Annotated in this window: 20 protein-coding genes; 6 read left to right on the plus strand and 14 right to left on the minus strand. The window is 30.9% G+C overall.

The window, feature by feature from the left end:
* Nucleotides 1–57 precede the first annotated feature (57 nt).
* The 4 genes from ACLII3_RS04290 to ACLII3_RS04305 form a co-directional block, all read right to left on the minus strand.
* The gene (locus ACLII3_RS04290) at nucleotides 58–1,806 is read right to left on the minus strand and encodes a DUF885 domain-containing protein (protein WP_412986748.1); all 1,749 of its coding nucleotides are present in this window, start codon (nucleotides 1,804–1,806) and stop codon (nucleotides 58–60) included.
* Nucleotides 1,807–1,817: 11 nt separating this feature from the next.
* The gene (locus tag ACLII3_RS04295; protein WP_412986750.1) at nucleotides 1,818–3,401 is read right to left on the minus strand and encodes an aldehyde dehydrogenase (NADP(+)); all 1,584 of its coding nucleotides are present in this window, start codon (nucleotides 3,399–3,401) and stop codon (nucleotides 1,818–1,820) included.
* The gene (locus ACLII3_RS04300) at nucleotides 3,398–3,664 is read right to left on the minus strand and encodes a DUF1272 domain-containing protein (protein ID WP_412986752.1); all 267 of its coding nucleotides are present in this window, start codon (nucleotides 3,662–3,664) and stop codon (nucleotides 3,398–3,400) included. Before ACLII3_RS04300 ends, ACLII3_RS04295 begins: the two co-directional genes overlap by 4 nt.
* An 82-nt stretch (nucleotides 3,665–3,746) precedes the next feature.
* Nucleotides 3,747–4,703, minus strand: coding sequence for a dihydrodipicolinate synthase family protein (locus ACLII3_RS04305; RefSeq protein WP_412986754.1), 957 nt, complete (start codon nucleotides 4,701–4,703; stop codon nucleotides 3,747–3,749).
* 137 nt (nucleotides 4,704–4,840) lie between these two features.
* Here ACLII3_RS04305 and ACLII3_RS04310 point away from each other — a divergent pair, with 137 nt between their 5' ends.
* Nucleotides 4,841–5,692, plus strand: a complete 852-nt coding sequence (locus ACLII3_RS04310) for an AraC family transcriptional regulator (RefSeq protein ID WP_412986755.1) — start codon at nucleotides 4,841–4,843, stop codon at nucleotides 5,690–5,692.
* Nucleotides 5,693–5,715: 23 nt separating this feature from the next.
* Here the strand turns inward: ACLII3_RS04310 and ACLII3_RS04315 are convergent, their stop codons facing one another.
* The 5 genes from ACLII3_RS04315 to ACLII3_RS04335 all read right to left on the minus strand — a co-directional run bounded on the left by ACLII3_RS04315 (nucleotide 5,716) and on the right by ACLII3_RS04335 (nucleotide 9,408).
* Nucleotides 5,716–6,543, minus strand: a complete 828-nt coding sequence (locus ACLII3_RS04315) for a hypothetical protein (protein WP_412986757.1) — start codon at nucleotides 6,541–6,543, stop codon at nucleotides 5,716–5,718.
* Nucleotides 6,544–6,632: 89 nt separating this feature from the next.
* On the minus strand, nucleotides 6,633–7,466 hold the full coding sequence (locus tag ACLII3_RS04320; RefSeq protein ID WP_412986759.1) for a hypothetical protein: 834 nt from the start codon (nucleotides 7,464–7,466) through the stop codon (nucleotides 6,633–6,635).
* Between the two features lie 220 nt (nucleotides 7,467–7,686).
* Nucleotides 7,687–8,052: an MmcQ/YjbR family DNA-binding protein gene (locus tag ACLII3_RS04325; protein ID WP_412986761.1), complete on the minus strand. Its 366-nt coding sequence runs from the start codon at nucleotides 8,050–8,052 to the stop codon at nucleotides 7,687–7,689.
* Nucleotides 8,049–8,657 (minus strand): DUF4230 domain-containing protein, encoded by a 609-nt coding sequence (locus ACLII3_RS04330; RefSeq protein ID WP_412986763.1) that lies wholly within the window; start codon nucleotides 8,655–8,657, stop codon nucleotides 8,049–8,051. Before ACLII3_RS04330 ends, ACLII3_RS04325 begins: the two co-directional genes overlap by 4 nt.
* A 1-nt stretch (nucleotide 8,658) precedes the next feature.
* On the minus strand, nucleotides 8,659–9,408 hold the full coding sequence (locus ACLII3_RS04335; protein ID WP_412986765.1) for a cyclase family protein: 750 nt from the start codon (nucleotides 9,406–9,408) through the stop codon (nucleotides 8,659–8,661).
* Between the two features lie 43 nt (nucleotides 9,409–9,451).
* Between ACLII3_RS04335 and ACLII3_RS04340 the strand changes: the two genes are divergently transcribed.
* Nucleotides 9,452–9,643, plus strand: coding sequence for a hypothetical protein (locus ACLII3_RS04340; protein WP_412986766.1), 192 nt, complete (start codon nucleotides 9,452–9,454; stop codon nucleotides 9,641–9,643).
* On the opposite strand, the gene hemW is transcribed toward ACLII3_RS04340, so the two are convergent.
* From hemW to ACLII3_RS04360, 4 genes are read right to left on the minus strand one after another with little or no spacing between them, the layout of a single operon-like run.
* Nucleotides 9,640–10,803, minus strand: a complete 1,164-nt coding sequence (gene hemW / locus ACLII3_RS04345) for a radical SAM family heme chaperone HemW (RefSeq protein ID WP_412986768.1) — start codon at nucleotides 10,801–10,803, stop codon at nucleotides 9,640–9,642. The two genes, ACLII3_RS04340 and hemW, sit on opposite strands and share 4 nt — an antisense overlap.
* Nucleotides 10,803–11,231 (minus strand): hypothetical protein, encoded by a 429-nt coding sequence (locus ACLII3_RS04350; RefSeq protein WP_412986770.1) that lies wholly within the window; start codon nucleotides 11,229–11,231, stop codon nucleotides 10,803–10,805. Before ACLII3_RS04350 ends, hemW begins: the two co-directional genes overlap by 1 nt.
* Nucleotides 11,232–11,252: 21 nt before the next feature.
* Entirely contained in the window at nucleotides 11,253–11,804 is a 552-nt protein-coding gene (ruvC, locus tag ACLII3_RS04355; RefSeq protein ID WP_412986772.1) for a crossover junction endodeoxyribonuclease RuvC, read from the minus strand.
* Nucleotides 11,804–12,445, minus strand: coding sequence for an outer membrane beta-barrel protein (locus ACLII3_RS04360; protein WP_412986774.1), 642 nt, complete (start codon nucleotides 12,443–12,445; stop codon nucleotides 11,804–11,806). The genes ruvC and ACLII3_RS04360 overlap by 1 nt, the downstream gene beginning before the upstream one ends.
* A 47-nt stretch (nucleotides 12,446–12,492) precedes the next feature.
* Between ACLII3_RS04360 and ACLII3_RS04365 the strand changes: the two genes are divergently transcribed.
* From ACLII3_RS04365 to ACLII3_RS04380, 4 genes are read left to right on the plus strand one after another with little or no spacing between them, the layout of a single operon-like run.
* Nucleotides 12,493–13,464, plus strand: a complete 972-nt coding sequence (locus tag ACLII3_RS04365) for a lysylphosphatidylglycerol synthase domain-containing protein (RefSeq protein WP_412986776.1) — start codon at nucleotides 12,493–12,495, stop codon at nucleotides 13,462–13,464.
* Nucleotides 13,464–14,588, plus strand: a complete 1,125-nt coding sequence (locus tag ACLII3_RS04370) for a glycosyltransferase family 2 protein (RefSeq protein WP_412986778.1) — start codon at nucleotides 13,464–13,466, stop codon at nucleotides 14,586–14,588. Before ACLII3_RS04365 ends, ACLII3_RS04370 begins: the two co-directional genes overlap by 1 nt.
* A gap of 50 nt (nucleotides 14,589–14,638) precedes the next feature.
* Complete coding sequence (locus tag ACLII3_RS04375; RefSeq protein ID WP_412986780.1) at nucleotides 14,639–15,505, plus strand: hypothetical protein; 867 nt, start codon at nucleotides 14,639–14,641, stop codon at nucleotides 15,503–15,505.
* The gene (locus ACLII3_RS04380) at nucleotides 15,505–16,242 is read left to right on the plus strand and encodes a Bax inhibitor-1/YccA family membrane protein (RefSeq protein ID WP_412986782.1); all 738 of its coding nucleotides are present in this window, start codon (nucleotides 15,505–15,507) and stop codon (nucleotides 16,240–16,242) included. Before ACLII3_RS04375 ends, ACLII3_RS04380 begins: the two co-directional genes overlap by 1 nt.
* On the opposite strand, the gene ACLII3_RS04385 is transcribed toward ACLII3_RS04380, so the two are convergent.
* Nucleotides 16,239–16,715: a hypothetical protein gene (locus tag ACLII3_RS04385; protein ID WP_412986784.1), complete on the minus strand. Its 477-nt coding sequence runs from the start codon at nucleotides 16,713–16,715 to the stop codon at nucleotides 16,239–16,241. The genes ACLII3_RS04380 and ACLII3_RS04385 overlap by 4 nt on opposite strands.
* Between the last annotated feature and the right edge of the window lie 14 nt (nucleotides 16,716–16,729).

Below are 16,729 nucleotides of genomic sequence, written 5' to 3' on the forward strand. Positions count from 1 at the left end.
GTGATATTTCTATTTCTTTTTAATTGTCACATGTAACATCTTAATAATACCTAAAGTTTAGTTTTTAGATGTTTCATTTAGTTTTTTATCTATATAAGCATTCATTCGGTTTTCAAGAATAGAAAGTGTGACTGTTCCTTGTTCTAAAATCACTTCATGAAACTCTCTAATATCGAATTTTGCTCCTAGTTTTTCTTTAGCTCTTTTACGAAGTTCGCGAATCTTTAATTCACCTATTTTATATGATAATGCTTGTCCTGGCCATGAAATATACCTATCAGTTTCAGTATTTACTTCATGTAAAGACAAAGCTGTATTTGAAGCCATAAAATCTACAACTTGTTCTCGTGTCCAGCCTTTTGCATGAATTCCAGTATCCACTACTAAGCGGCAAGCACGCCACATTTCGTAAGTATATTTACCAAAGTGTTCGTAAGGTGTAGTATACATTCCCATTTCGTCCGCTAAAAACTCTGAATATAATCCCCAACCTTCTCCATAAGCTGATAAGTATAAATTTCTTCTAAATTGAGGAATACTATCTCCTAATTCATTATTCAAGCTTCCTTGTAAATGATGACCTGGAACCGCTTCATGAACTGTTAACGATGGTAATGTATATAATGTTCTACTTGGTAAATCGTAGGTATTTACCCAATAATATCCTGGATCTGTACTGTTTTTTGAAGTACCTACATAACGTCCTCCAGTATATTTTGGAGCAATTGCATCTGGTACTGGAGCTACACCATAAGGCTTGCGAGGTAAGGTTTTAAAAAAACGTGGTAATTGTTCATCAGCACGTTTTGCCATATCTCGTGCAATCATTAATAACTCTTTTGGTGTTTTAGCATAAAATTGCTCGTCTGTTCTTAAAAACTGCAAGAAATCTGTAAAACTTCCTTTAAAACCTAAATCATCAATAATTTTTTGCATTTCTGCTTTTATACGAGCGACTTCTTTTAATCCAATTTGGTGAATATCTTCGGCTGTATATTGTGTACTTGTAGTATAAAAGTTGATTCGATCTTGATAATACGCTTTACCATTTGGAGTTTCAGAAGCTCCTAAAGTTGTTCTTGTTTTAGGAAAATATTCTGTTTCAAAAAATTCCTTAATACGTTTAAATTCTGGCGTAACCTTAGTTTTAATTGCTAATTCGGCAGCAGCTAAAACAGAATCTTTTTGAACTGTAGTTAAGTCACTTGGTAGATTTTTAAATGGCGAATAATAAAAACTGTCTTCAAAATTATCTACAATATTAGAATCGTAGGTCGATTCGTATCCATTAAAAATAACGCGTGGTTGTGATACACCTTTTTCTAATCCTTCACGCAAGTTCACAAAATGTTGATTAACAAATTCTGGAATTGCATTTAGCTTATGAAGATACTCTTTAACTTGATGGTAATTACTTAACGGCCTTACCATATATGTTAGGTTACTATGAAATCCAGCATCAGACAACAATGGGTTTAAAAAACCTTCAAACTCATAATACGCGATTTGATCATTAAGTACAAACTTTGCTAAATCTACTGAGATTTGCTCTGTTTCACTTAAGCTATTAACATCAATTTCTGCCAATTCTTCAAGAACAGTTTTTGCATAATCAGCTTCAGCTTTATAATATTCTTTAGTAAAAAGTCCTAAAGGATATTTTTCCCTATCATAACCTTCGTGTTCTTGGTAATTTGTAATTATTTTATCTAAAGTTTCGGATGCGCTATTACTAGTTTCCTTAGGCTTACAACCTACAATTAACAATACAAAACATAGGATTGATAAAAATTTATAATAGCTCATAATATAATGGTTTAGATAGTTTCGTTACTTAATTTACCGTTTACATTTCTTAAAATTCCAAGTGGGTTCTCATTTTTAAGTTCGTCAGGTAATAATTGATTTGGCCAATCTTGAAAGCTAAAAGGTCTTACAAATCGTTTTATAGAATCGACTCCAACTGCTGTAAAACGACTATCTGTTGAAGCAGGATAAGGACCACCATGTAACATAGATGGACACACCTCAACTCCTGTTGGCACACCATTAAAAATGATTCGTCCAACTCTGTTTTGTAATGCAGATACTATATTAGAGCTACTTTCAATTTCATTATCATCAGAAATTATTGTCCCTGTTAATTGACCTTCTAAATTAAATATTATTTCTTCTAATTGCGCTTCATCTTTACATTGAACCACTAATGAAAATGGACCAAATACTTCGTGATGAAGCGTTGGATTATTTAAAAACGTATCGCCTTCAACTGTAGTTACTACTTGTCTTGCATGGTTTGGTTTTACTTCAGCTTCATAATTAGCTAATACTTCCAATCCATTTTGTGATATTGCATTGGCTTTATTAAACTCATATGCTCCAGCAATATTTGGATGCAACATACAAGAAGGCTCTACTTTTACAATTTCTTCCGCTAAGGTTTGAACAAACTTTGACAACCCTTCAGATTTCACTCCTAAAATCAATCCTGGATTCGTACAAAATTGTCCTGTTCCTAATGTTATAGATCCTGAGTATGTTTTTGCAATTGCATCTGCTCTATTTCTTAACGCTTGAGGTAAAATAACAACTGGATTTATACTTCCCATTTCTGCAAATACTGGAATTGGCTCTTCACGTTTAGCAGCTAAATCATATAATGCACGACCACCTCTAATACTTCCAGTAAAACCAACAGCCTTAACATTAGGATGTTCTACTAATTGTTGCCCAACTTCAATTCCACTACTGTTTAAGTTAGAAAACACACCATTAGGCATTCCTGTTTTTTCTGCTGCTCTAATTACAGCTCCACTAACCATTTCTCCTGTAGCTGCATGCATAGGATGAGACTTTATTATTACTGGACAACCAGCAGCTAAAGCCGCAGCTGTATCTCCTCCAGCTGTTGAAAATGCAAACGGAAAATTAGAAGCTCCAAAAACTACTACAGGTCCTAATGCCACATTCATTTTTCTTAAATCTACTTTTGGCATTGGTTTGCGTTCTGGTTGTGCTGTATCAATTGAAGCATCTACCCAATTACCCTCTTCTATATGATTAGCAAAAGCACGTAATTGTCCAAGTGTTCTACCTCTTTCTCCAATAGCTCTACCATTAGGCAAACCACTCTCAGATGAATACACTTGTAATAGTTCATCACCTAAAGCTTCAATCTCATCTGCAATAGCTCTTAAAAATGTTGCTTTTTTTGCACCTGAAAGCTTTGAATAGGTTTTAAATGCTTGGGTTGCTAAAGCAGCTGCTTCATCCACTTCATTTGTTGACGCCTCAGTAATTTCCCATTGATTTTCAATATTTAATAATGGATTAAACGTTTTAAAAGTTTTGTTTCCATTAGCAGATAATTGATTGCCTATATAATTTTTTCCAGTAATCATTTTTTATTTATTCTTTTTAAGTGTGCTTCAACATCTACAGGTTTACGAACTATTTTAGTTGAAACAGGATATTTATTTAATAGATTTTGAGGTCTTATTGGTCTTTTTTCAAAACCGCCTCCACAGTTAGGACAAACTTGTTGCAACACATTTTCTACACAATCTAAACAATACGTACACTCAAACGTACAAATCATTGCCTCTCTAGAATCGTGTGGCAATGATTTATTACAATGTTCGCATGTAGGACGTATATCTAACATATTTACATAACTAATTTAGTGTTTATATCTAACTCTAACAATGGCAAAAACAAAGTTATCTCTTTTTGAATATTTGAAAAACTTAACCTATTAAGTCCAGAACTTCAAGTCTTTCTTTTGCCAGAATATATCTTGCTCGAACATCATCAATTTGCTCTTGAGTTAATTTCTTACCATAGGTACGAAGTCCTCCATCAGCATCATTATGATGAATTCCAAAAGCAAACTTAAGGTATTCTAAAAGTAGTGGTTGAGCATCTAGGTACGAAATAGAATTCATAGCCTGAGAAATTTTGTTAGCCTCAGCCCATTCACCTTTTGCAACGTACTCTTGCATAGTAACACTAGCCTTTGGAAAAATACAACCAACACCTGTAATTCCACCACATGCTCCAGCAAGTCCTGCATGTACAGTTACTGTATCTACACCTGCTAAAACTTTTAAATCTTTGTTTGCTAACATCATCGTTTCAATAATTGAAACATCTATTGTCGATATTTTTAACGCAGTAACATTAGGAAACGTAGCAAGCTTTAGAAGCAGCTCAGTTGAAAGCGCATGGTAACCCGCTGCATCAGGATTGTTGTAAGGCATAATAGTTACACCTGCACCTCTTGCAGTCTCTTCAGCAACTGCATAGTACGCATACATTTCTTCATCAGAAGGGAGCTCCTTAGTTTTTGGAGGCATTACCATCACTGTATCAACACCAGCCGCTGCTAATTCTTCAACGATTGTAGCTAGTTCTTCTTTCGTCTCTGCTACAGCTCCACTAATTAATGGCACATTATATTCTTTAGCAACCTCAGAAAGAGCTTTAAGTAAAGAAACGCGTTGCTCAGAGCTTAGGTAGCTATTCTCACCAAGTGTTCCCGAACCAACAAGTCCATCCATTCTAGTTCCTCCCAATCCTTGAACTTTTAAAATACCAGCAGCGTATTCCTTCGTTTTTTCAAGGTCAATTTCAAGAGCGCCAGATTTTGACTCTTTCAACCATGTAAACACAGCTGGCATAACGCCATTCCATTTTAAACTCATTGTAATTAATTTTGTTTTGGTAAAAGTAGTACAGAAATAAAATAGAAAATAATGTCCTTTTATCCATACATTGTACTATATTATCCAAATATTGTCACTATAGCAACCATATAGAACATTATTTGCATATTTACAACATGAAAGTACTTCCTTTTCAAATACCAAAGCCAGAAAATGATGCTTTAGTTTTTCAAGAAGACATTGAACTTGTCTTTTATGATAAATTGCATCAACATGACGAAATACAGGTTAGTTTAATAGCAGAAGGTGAAGGTACTTTAATAGTTGGTGATACTATTAATGATTATTGTAAAGGGGATATATTAGTTTTTGGAAGTAACTTACCTCATGTTTTTAAAAGCACTCCAAAGAAAGATGAGAAGTCGCATATGATAACTTTGTTTTTCACTAAAGATGCTTTTGGTGATAATTTCTTTTTACTTGAAGAGTTAAGACAGGTAAAACCGTTTTTTAAAACTATTGAAAATGGATTTAAGCTTCAATCAAACTTAAAGTTAGATACTTTGTTTTTTAGTTTAAAAGAAAGCTCAAAACTAAATCGCTTTATTAAACTAATTGAAATTTTAAGAGAAACCTGTAAAGTAGACCGCAAACCTTTATCCTCATTTGTTTACGAAAAAAAATATTCTGACATAGAAGGCAAACGCATGCGTGACATTATGGAGTATACCATAAACAACTACTCTAAAGATATTACTTTAGATAGTATTGCAGAAGTAGCAGCTATGACTAAAAATGCTTTTTGTAAGTACTTTAAAAAACGAACTAACAAAACCTACTTTAGATTCTTAAATGAATTAAGAATAGAAAATGCCTGTAGATTATTGTCTGACAATGAAGATTTTTCTATTGCAGAAATAGCAAATAAGTCCGGATTTAATAATATTTCCAATTTTAACAGACAGTTTAAAGCTTTAAAAGTTATATCTCCTACAGAGTATAAAAAACAAAAGCTATTTAATAATTAACTAAATAGCTTCTGTCATAGTTTTTATTTGGAAAGGCCTGCAACAAAAGTGTAAATATAGTCGCCATGAGTTCCTTTATAATACTTAGCATTTTTTTCGCCAAACGCTTTTTGTGCTTCTTCATTAGTCCAATACGCTTGAATTAATTCATTTGATCTTTCTTGCATTTTTTCAATATCTGCTAATGAAGTTGTAAAGAAAGCTTCAACAAACTCGGTTCTATCTGATCCCCAAGCATGAACGTTTGGATAGTACGCTTTAATATATTCGTTCTTATTAATAACATTATCTACTATCTCTTTTCGGAGTTCATTAAATTCTTTTCCTGAGCCATCTTTAGGAAATGCCAAATGACTTTTACGTACATAACACACCATATCTTCGGTAGGCGCTTGTGTCATTAGTTTTGCTCCTGGCAATGTTGCATAAATTTCATCAGAGTGTTCATCTGAATAATACGCACTTCGCTTTTCAAAAAATGCCTTACGATCATCTTCATTAGGCCACGCTTCATTAATTAACTCAGCATTTCTTTCGCCAGCTTTATCAATCGCTTCCCAATTAGCAAAAGACTGCACATATATAAGCTCTGTATTATCTGCTGTGTAGCGATGTAAGTAAAAAGATGCTCCTAAAATCAACTCATTTTTCTTAGTCACTTTATCAAGAAACTCTTTCTCAACAGCTTTCCATTCATCCATATTAAAGTTGTCATAATCCATATTCCAATACATTGTTGTAACAGTAATGTATTGAGGTTGTTGTGGAGCATCATTTTGGGCAAAAGAAATTGTACTAAACATTAACAATCCTGTCATTATTAATGCAAAAAATTGATTAGTTGTTTTCATAATAAAATGATTTAATTAATAAAATATCAAGACACTCAAAAACAGTGTCCTTGACTAGATGCTACTAATTTTATTAGGGATTTATTTTATTATTCTTCAGCAGGCATAGGCTTATATAACTCTGGTACAGAGCTATATATACGATCGTTATGTTTACCTGTAAAGTATTTATCAAATTTAGCTATAAAAGCTTCTCTCTCATTTACATCAGCCCAATGAGCTCTAAACAGCACACCTTGTTCACTTAATCCTTTTTCTAAACTTGCCAATGTTTCAGTTAAAAAAACTTCTACGAACTCCGTTCTATCTTGACCATAAAAATGAACTTGTGGGTAATACGCTTTATAATATTGATTTTGATGTGTAACAGCTTTATTGTATTGATCTAGAAGCTCAGAAAACTCTTTATTTGTACCATCTTCTGGAAATGAAAAATAGCTTGTCTTTACATAATAAAATAATGGCAACTCTTCGTCTTCTAATCGATTGGCACCAGGAATGGATCTATATATTTCATCTGAATGTTCGTTAGCATAATATTTACCTCTCTTTTTAAAAAATGCTTTACGCTCTTCTTCATTTGGCCAACCTTGTTCTATAAGTTCATTTGTTCGTTTACTAGCAAGTTCAAAAGCTTCCCAAGTACCAAAAACAGTCACGAAAACAACTTCGGAACTATCATCGGTTAAATAGTGCCTTAATACTGAAGCGGAAAGTATATGTTCGTTTTTTGAAGTTACTTTTTCATGGTATTCTTTTTCTACTGCTAACCATTCGTCATTAGAAAAATCTTCTAAATCTAAGTTCCAATGCATAGTAGTAACACTTACATAAGGTTGTTGGTCTTGTTGTGCATAAATTGAGGCACAAGAGAATAATAAGAGCATGAAAAAACTCTTGAAGTGATGGTTGATTGCTTTCATGATTTTTCAAATTTAAATTAGTAACAAAAGGTTAGTTTTCACTAATTAATTTGAGGCAACTCAACACAAATAACTCAATACACTATAGATCTGACTTTTAGTAAGATACAAAAAATAAACAACATCTTTTAGAAACTTAAAGTTTTCGACTAAGGAATTTCATCGTTTTTAAGATTCTTTATCGTTTGTACTACACTTATAGAAATAACAAAAAAAACGCTTAAGAGTTTAACTGTTCTCTCATTTTTTTGGTCATTCCTTTAACAACCATATCATAGCTATGATCGATTAACTCGAATATAAATTTGGCTTGCAATTCACCATTATTAAGATTAATAGTGTTCCAATGTTTTTTATTCATATGAAAACCTGCATATATACTTTCGTATTGTTCGCGTAACTCTAAAGCATATTCTGGATTACATTTTAAATTTATTGAAGGCTCTCCACGCTCCCAACGCTCTAATGGCACTAACGCAAACATTTTACCTAACACTTTAAACACTAATGTATCTTCATCAAAAGGAAAATCTTCGGAAGCTTCTTTTTTACTTAAACAGTAATCTCTTAATTGGTCAATGTTCATTTTAATTTCTTTTGAGTATCACCATCAATTTTTAAAGCTGAATAATCTAACTTCCAACCAATAGTTTGCACAATATTTTCAATTAACAAAATAGCTTCTAAAGCTTCCTTTTGAGCTGCTAGAAACAAACCACTTTCTGGAATTTTATCTTTAATATGTATTTTGGCTTCGTTATGTAAATCGGTTAAATCAGTTGCTTCAAACTTATTAAAATAACCATCAGATTTATCGTAATAATTTAAAGATGTTTCGATTGATAAAATTTCTGCTTTAGGAAAATCGTTTAAAACAATCGTTTTAGAATCTTCATTAGCGTGCATATTAACTTTAGCTAAATCAAATCCTACATAAGCCTTTGCATTAACCACAACTAAGGCCTTCTTTTTACTTGATATTAGTTTTAGGAATTTTTGTTTCACATCTTCGTAATGGTAAATTTCTGCAAAGTCGCCTTCAACAGTTATAAATTTACACACACTCTTTATCTTATCTAATAAAATTACCGATTGCGAACTCGCCAATCGTTTAGATTCTTGAAACTTAATATATGCTACTACACCAACGGTTAATAGTACTCCAATTATTAATCCTAAAACTGCTTCCATACTATTCGTGGAGTTTATACAGCACAGGCTTACTTGGAGATGCATCATTTTCAAATGGTGCTATCTGCAAATTCAAAATATACTTACCATCGTCTATATTATTTGGCACAAAAATAAACTCGGTAATTGTTGCGTCAGTTCTAATTTCTCCAGAGGTATTCCAAAATGCATTATGTGCTAATAACTCACCATTATCACGCTCTTTATCTACACTAGGTAAATCAATTAGTAAATGCTTAACACCTTTATTTTTTAAATAAATAGCTGCTTCTTCTAATAAATATGGTGGATTGGTATTAGAGTATTGCATCTCTAATTTGTCGTTCATATTTGGGAGTGTTCTAATAATAACAGCTTCACGCTTTTTATTACCAATTGCAAAACGTAATTGCTTTGCAGAAATAACAAAATCGTCTCCTAGTTTTTCAGGAGCTACTGTTACTACTTCTGCTACAAAAAAGAACTGCTTTAAACACTTATTAATGCTGTATTTTTTCTCTGTTATATGACCAACACACTCTGTATGTGTACCATGAGCATGTGGATTAAACGAAATGTTATTGAAATTTACAGGCGCTCCAGCCTCAACACTTCCAACCCAATCGTCAATTTTCACTGGTTCAATATTTGGCTCTGGAATGTACCAAGCATTGACATTGTTTTTAGTAGCTCTAAGCGGAATTGAAATATCTAATGGTTGATCTATATATATAGCGTATGTACGACTGTTTACGTTAATTACTGCTTTCATTTTGTTTAAATGTTTAACTGTAAATTTACTAAATTTAGAGTCAATGAAAGGAGAAACTAAAGAATATAATTCAGCTTTTTACATTGTACTTTTTTTACTAATAACTACACTGTTTGTTTCTGGATGGTTATTACAAGATAATGGTACTTGGGATTTTTTTGTATTTGCTTTTATATCGCTTCCTGTGAATATTATTCTTTTACTTATTTTAATATTTATGAAGAAAACTCGCTAGTTCAAGATAAACAAATCTGAAGCAATACCATCGGCTAAAAACTTGCCTTTTTGTGTTGTTTTTATAAAACTGTTTGAGTTAGCATACTTATGAGATTTATCACTTTTGTTTGAAATGACAACTAACTCTTTATCAATAAATTTTTGAACAGACAGAAGTAGTTTCTCTTTATATGCTTCGCCAAATTCGGTATCAATTTTATTTAAAGAAATTCCCCAAATGGTTCTTAAACCTGTCATAATATATTCGTTATATCTATCATTTTTGGTAAGGATTTCAATCTCAGATGGTAATTTATTTTGCTCTAAAGATTTGATATATTTTGTATTGTTGGCAATATTCCAACTGCGTTGTTTTCCATTAAATGAATGCGCCGATGGTCCAATACCTAGATATGTTTTCCCTTGCCAATAACTTGTATTATGTTTTGAAAAATAATTTGGTTTACCAAAATTTGAGATTTCATAATGTATAAATCCTTCTTCTTGAGTTCGTTTCACTAAATGATCAAAATGTTGCGATGCTAAAACTTCGTCTACTGGTGGATATGTTCCTTTTTTAATAAAATTATCTAAAGCTGTTTTTTCTTCAACTGTTAATGCATAACTCGATATATGATTAATTCCTAAATCGAATGCCATTTGTAGATTTTCATTCCATTTTTTTAAACTCATATTAGGAATACCATAAATAAGGTCGATGGTAATATTATCGAAATGCTTGGTAGCTTCATTTAAACATTGTTTTGCTTCTATAGCATTGTGTGCGCGATTCATACTTTTTAAATCGTCTTCAAAAAATGATTGAATACCTATACTTAGTCTGTTTATTGGTGTATTTGCTAATTCGTTGATACGTTTATTTGACAAATCATCTGGATTCGCTTCTAAGGTAATCTCTGGAGCATCAATGATTTTATAATTTTTATAAACCTCATCAATAATTAATTGTAATTCCGCATTAGATAAAATTGAAGGTGTGCCACCACCAAAATAAATCGTTTCTACTGTTTGGTTTAACAACTCATCTTTACGTAACTGGATTTCTTTTATGAGTGCATTAATGAGTTCATCTTTCTTTTTTAAAGAGGTAGAAAAATGAAAATCGCAATAATAACATGCTTGCTTACAAAATGGTATGTGAATGTAGATTCCTGACATTAATCCTCTTTTCTTTTATTAAAAAACAATCTAAAAAGACAATAGACAAACACCAACTCAACAAGAAAAAAACTTATAATATTTATCTTAAAATTCTCAAATGAGAATAAAAAAATATCTTTCTCTTTATTAGTAATTAACATTAATTTAGAACCTTCATACAAGCCATTTTCTCTTAGCTTTTTACAATATTTTGTTTTAATTCTTTTTGAAAAGGTTTTATTTTCAAAAGAAAACTTCAAGAACTTATAATCATTTTTACGTACATAATCACAGTTAGGTAATTTTAATACTGTTACTTCAATTTTAGTTCCTTTTTTTAATAATTCCCTTTTTTCAAAAATAGACTTAGCTAAAAAAGCTGCCAAAACAATTAAAAGAACATAAACTATTGCTAATACTTTTTTATTAGAAAAAATTTTAAACATATATAAAGTGAAACTTTCTAACTATTTAACTCTATCTCCATTCTGTTTCACAAAACTTGCCCAACCAGAATAACTTTTACCAACCTCAACACGTCCTTGATTATAGAAATGACATACTGCAGCCGCTAATCCATCGGTTGAATCTAGGTTTTTAGGCAATGTTTTAAGTTTTAAAAGGCTTTGTAACATTTTAGCAACTTGCTCTTTACTTGCATTACCATTTCCTGTAATTGCCATTTTTATTTTTTTAGGCGAATACTCAGTAATTGGCACTTCACGACTTAATCCTGCAGCCATGGCTACACCTTGTGCACGACCAAGCTTAAGCATACTTTGCACATTCTTACCAAAAAAAGGCGCTTCAATAGCTATTTCATCTGGATGATAGGTGTCAATTAACTCGACAGTACGCTCAAAAATAAGTTTCAGTTTTAAATAATGGTCGCTATACTTTTGTAAATGCAATTCGTTGAGTTGTAAAAACTCCATTTTTTTTCCAACCACTTTAATGAGTCCAAATCCCATTATGGTTGTTCCAGGATCAATACCTAATATAATTTTTTCTTCTGCCATTAATTACAATATGTACATCCACTTAAAGACACTGAAAGTCCGACAGTAAATGTTACTAAATTATCGTTATATGAATATCCATCGATAGCTGGATCGTACTTATCTTCTCCTGAAAAACTATGTATATAAGAAACATCTCCATAAATTGAAAATGTTTCGGAAATACCATAATGCAACTCAAGACCAACAAGTCCATTTAAAAACGTATACTTATTTTCTGCAAAGTCCCCTAACGGTTTTGAAAAGGTCATTCCTGGTCCAGCATGAGCAACAAGAGCCATTCTGTTAGAAAAAATCCCAAGTGTTTGTGTTAAATCATAAACACCTTGCACATTTACTCTTGAATAGTTTACTTTAAAATCGTTAGAACCACTATCATTTGTAAAACGATTAAAGCCAAAATCTAACTTTGCTCCTAATTGGTTAGTAAACATATGCTGAACACCTAAATTAACTGTTGGAAAATTTAGTCCTTTAACAGCATAACCCTCACCTTGATCATTTCCACTAGGATAATTAAGACCAAGCGCTAATTGCAACTTCCATTCGTTAGTATTTGCCTGTGCAGTTACATATGACATTGAAACAACAAATATGAAAAAACACACTATCTTTTTATATACTTTAAAATTTGAGGTCATTATATAATAGTTTTAATTTGTATTACTTGAGACTTTAAATTTAAATAATGCTAGGAGCATTACCTCACAAAACTAAACAATTCTTTTTTCTGCTTATTAAGTTAAGCATTGTATTTGGTGCTTCATATTTTATTTATAATAAACTTGCTAATAACCCAAATTTAGATTTCAAGGTTTTTATTGATTTCACATCTAAAAACAGTGTTTTTTCGACAAAAAACATCACTTTCCTTGTTATTTTAACCATTTTCAACTGGTTTTTCGAAATTTTGAAATGGCAAAATTTAGTTTCGGTTATTAAAAATATATCCTTTTTTGAAGCCTTAAAACAAAGTTTAGCGTCATTAACTGCTTCATTATTTACTCCTAATAGAATTGGAGAATATGGAGCAAAAGCACTTTATTTTTCTTCATCAAGAAAAAAAGTGATGCTTTTAAATTTAATTTCTAACATGTCTCAAATGTTAATAACTACCATTTTAGGTGGTATTGGCTTTATTGTTTTTACAAGTAAATATGAAATAAACATCGACTCTTTTAAAATCTTAAGAATATTAGTTTTTGGAGTTATGATAATTAGCTTTACAGTTTTTGGAGTTAGACGTAATAAGATTAAAATTAGAGGTTTTGATTTCTCAAAAATCATTGACTTTATTAAATCAATATCTCGTATAGTTATTACCAAAACCTTTGTATTTTCTTTAACTAGATACTTAATATTCTCATTCCAGTTTTACTATTTGCTTACAATTTTTGGAATTGATGTGTACTATATAAATGCCATGATTGTTATTTCCTCGATGTATTTATTATCTTCAATCATTCCAAGCATTTTTATTTTTGATGTTATTGTAAAAGGTAGTGTAGCGCTTTATTTGTTTAATATTGTTGATGTAAACGACTTAACTATATTAAGTATAATTACTATTATGTGGTTATTAAATTTTGTATTACCAAGCATTGTAGGAAGTGCCTTTGTCATGAGCTTTAATTACAAAAACACATTTAAAACCAACTGATGTCTGTATTAGAAATTATAATAGTATTCGTTTCTTGCTTATACTTCTTGTTATTAGCTTGGTTTTTTAAAGGTATAGCTAGTTTGCCTTATTTTGTTAAAGATAATGATGTGCCAAAGACAAAGTTTTCTATTATCATTCCGTTTAGAAATGAAGCTGAAAATTTACCAAATTTAATAGAAACCTTACTTGAGCTAAACTATCCTAAACACCTATTTGAAATATTATTTATTAATGACGATTCTAAAGATAATTCAGTAAACATTATTAAGAGTTTTGCTATTGAAAATGCAACTATTATAGATTCTGAAAGGCATTCACTATCGCCAAAAAAAGATGCCATAACAACTGCTATAAAATACGCGAAAAACAATTGGATTATTACTACTGATGCTGATTGCTTTTTACCTAAAGCATGGTTATTAACTTATGACTCATTTATCACCAAAAACCATCCAAAAATGATAGTTGCTCCTGTTTCTTACGTTGCAAACAATACGTTTTTAGAGCAATTTCAATTATTTGATTTTTTAAGTCTACAAAGTGCAACTCATGCTAGTTTTGGTATTAAAAAACCAATTTTATGTAATGGTGCCAATTTTGCTTATCAAACTACTATTTTTAAAGAACTATCAGGCTTTGAAGGCAATAACAATATAGCTAGTGGTGATGATATCTTTTTACTGGAAAAAATGACTAAAAAGTATCCTAATGAACTTCATTATTTAAAAAATAAAGACGCATTAGTTTATACACTTCCACAAAAAACATTGAAAGACTTAATACATCAACGCATTCGATGGGCTTCTAAAACCTCTGCCTCTAATAATACATTCACAAAGATTGTTGGAATAATTATTTTTACAATGAATGCTCTAATAATTGCAACATTAATCTTATCAATTACTGGTGTTCTAACATCAAACTTCTTTATTACAATCTTACTTTTAAAAGGTGTTATTGATTATATGTTCATTAAAAAAAGTGCTGATATATTTCAACAAGCTTTTTGTTTAAGACACTACCTTCTAAGTTGTTTGATGTATCCTGCTTTTTCTACTGTAATAGTTTTGAGCACTTATCTATTTAATTATAAATGGAAGGACAGAATGTTTAAAAAATAATGTTCTCACATATTTTTTTTAGCTTTACATAAACCCACAACTATCGCAAAATGAAAAAATTACTCATCTTATTTGTCTTCTCATTTTTATCATTTACAATAAGTGCCCAAGAATCTTATACTGTAGATGGAAAAACCTACGAATTAAAAACTGAAGCTAAAGGAGAAATTACTTTGCTCTGGAATATTATTGATGGTAATTATCGTTATTTTATTAAAAAAGGTGATGACATTGTTGAATTAAAAAACACAAAAGACAGTAATAATAAATACCAAGAAGAGTATAAAGAAACACTTAATAGCTATACTGAAGGAAGTAATCTTAGTACTAAAAAAGTAAAACTCACACTATATAGCCTTAGAACTTTTGTAAATGAATATAATAGCTTAGTTGATACGAGTTATGAACCTTTGACCAAAAACTCAAAAGTAAAATCTAGAGTTCAAGTTTTTGGTGGTATTACTAACCATCCTTTTGTTGAAAACCCAGATAATGAAACAGGAACACAGTTTGGTGCAGAAATAGAAATTTTTGAAGCTACTAATCTATCTAGACATGCGTTTTTTTTAAATTTAAGGCACGCTACTGATAGTGATAAATTACCTTACTCATTAACACAAATAGGTTTAGGTTATCGATTTAAAATAATTAACAAAAATGCTTTTAACTTACACACTAACGTGACTGTAGCTACAGTTAATTTTTCTAAAACTACAGTAGAAATTGAAGATGCACCAAGTCAAGATATAAGCGACACAGCTTTTGATGCTCCTTTTATTTTTGGAGTTGGTGCAGACATAAGAGTTTCAGAAAACAGTTTTATTACTTTATCATACAACGAACTGTTTTCCTTATTCTTAGATAACCAAGGAAATTTTTCAACCAACTTAACATTAGGCTACAAGTTTAATTTATAATGAAATTAACCAACTACAAAACCTCTAACCCAGCTTTTAATGGCTTTTTTTGGGATGATGATACCAATACTGACAAGAAAATGACAGTTGGTGGTATTTTTATTAAATCTATGCTATGCATTTTAGTTATTGCTGCCATAACTGGTTGCATATGGAAACTACATAGTAATGGTACTAATGTTAGGTGGTTTACTCTTGGAGGTATGTTAGGCTCTATTATTATTAGTATTGTAATTTCGGTTAGAAAGCATTGGGCTTCATTTTTGGTGCCTTTATACACCATTGCTAAAGGTTGTTTTTTAGGAGGCTTTAGCGCGTTTATAAAAGTAAAATTCCCCAACCTTCCCTTTCAAGCTATTGGTGTTACAATTATTACTTTTTTTACGGTTTTAATTCTTTACCAAACACGAATTATTATTGTTACAAAAAAGCTTAAAAGCGTTATTATAACTGCTGCTGCAAGTATTTTTTTGGTGTATATAATTTCTTGGATCCTTAGCTTTTTTGGCATTAAAACTTTTGTTGGTGGTATATCTTGGGTTGCAATAATTTTTAATGTGGTAGCAGCTATAGTAGCAGCGTTTACATTATTACTTGATTTTGATTATATAGAGAGACATAAAAATAAAGCTCCTAAACAAAAAGAATGGATTGCTACTTGGGGACTTTTAGTATCCTTAGTTTGGTTATATACAGAAATACTAAGATTTATGAATAAAATGTCGATTAAGTTTTAATTAACCGAAATAATAATAGGCAGTTTAAACTCTGTCTTTACTTGCTGACTTCTTTTAATAGCTGGATAAATTTTAGGAAGGTCTTTTAGACTATTAACTAAAAGTGTATCGATTTCAGGAATTTGTATTTTAGTGTTTTCGGCACTTTTTACATTTAACACACTTAAATCTCCTGTTTCAGAAATTAAAAATTTTATAACAATAGTATCATTTACATCTTGCGTTACAACAATATTTTCTTTCCCTAGATAATTACTAATATGAGCTGTTAAAGTACTTTCAAAACATTGTTTTTTTGCTATTTGAGAGGTAGCATCTTTACAAGATTGAAATGTTGGATATTCATCTACCTCACTCCAGTTAAATGTTTTTAACTCTTCGTTTAAAATATCTTCGGCATTTATCTTTTTCTTGTCAAAGTAATCGCAAGAAGTGAGACTAAAAAATAATAAGACAATACCTAAGTACTTCATTGTTTGAAACTAAA

The organism is Pontimicrobium sp. IMCC45349, from assembly GCF_047219225.1.
Classification (GTDB): Bacteria; Bacteroidota; Bacteroidia; order Flavobacteriales; family Flavobacteriaceae; genus IMCC45349.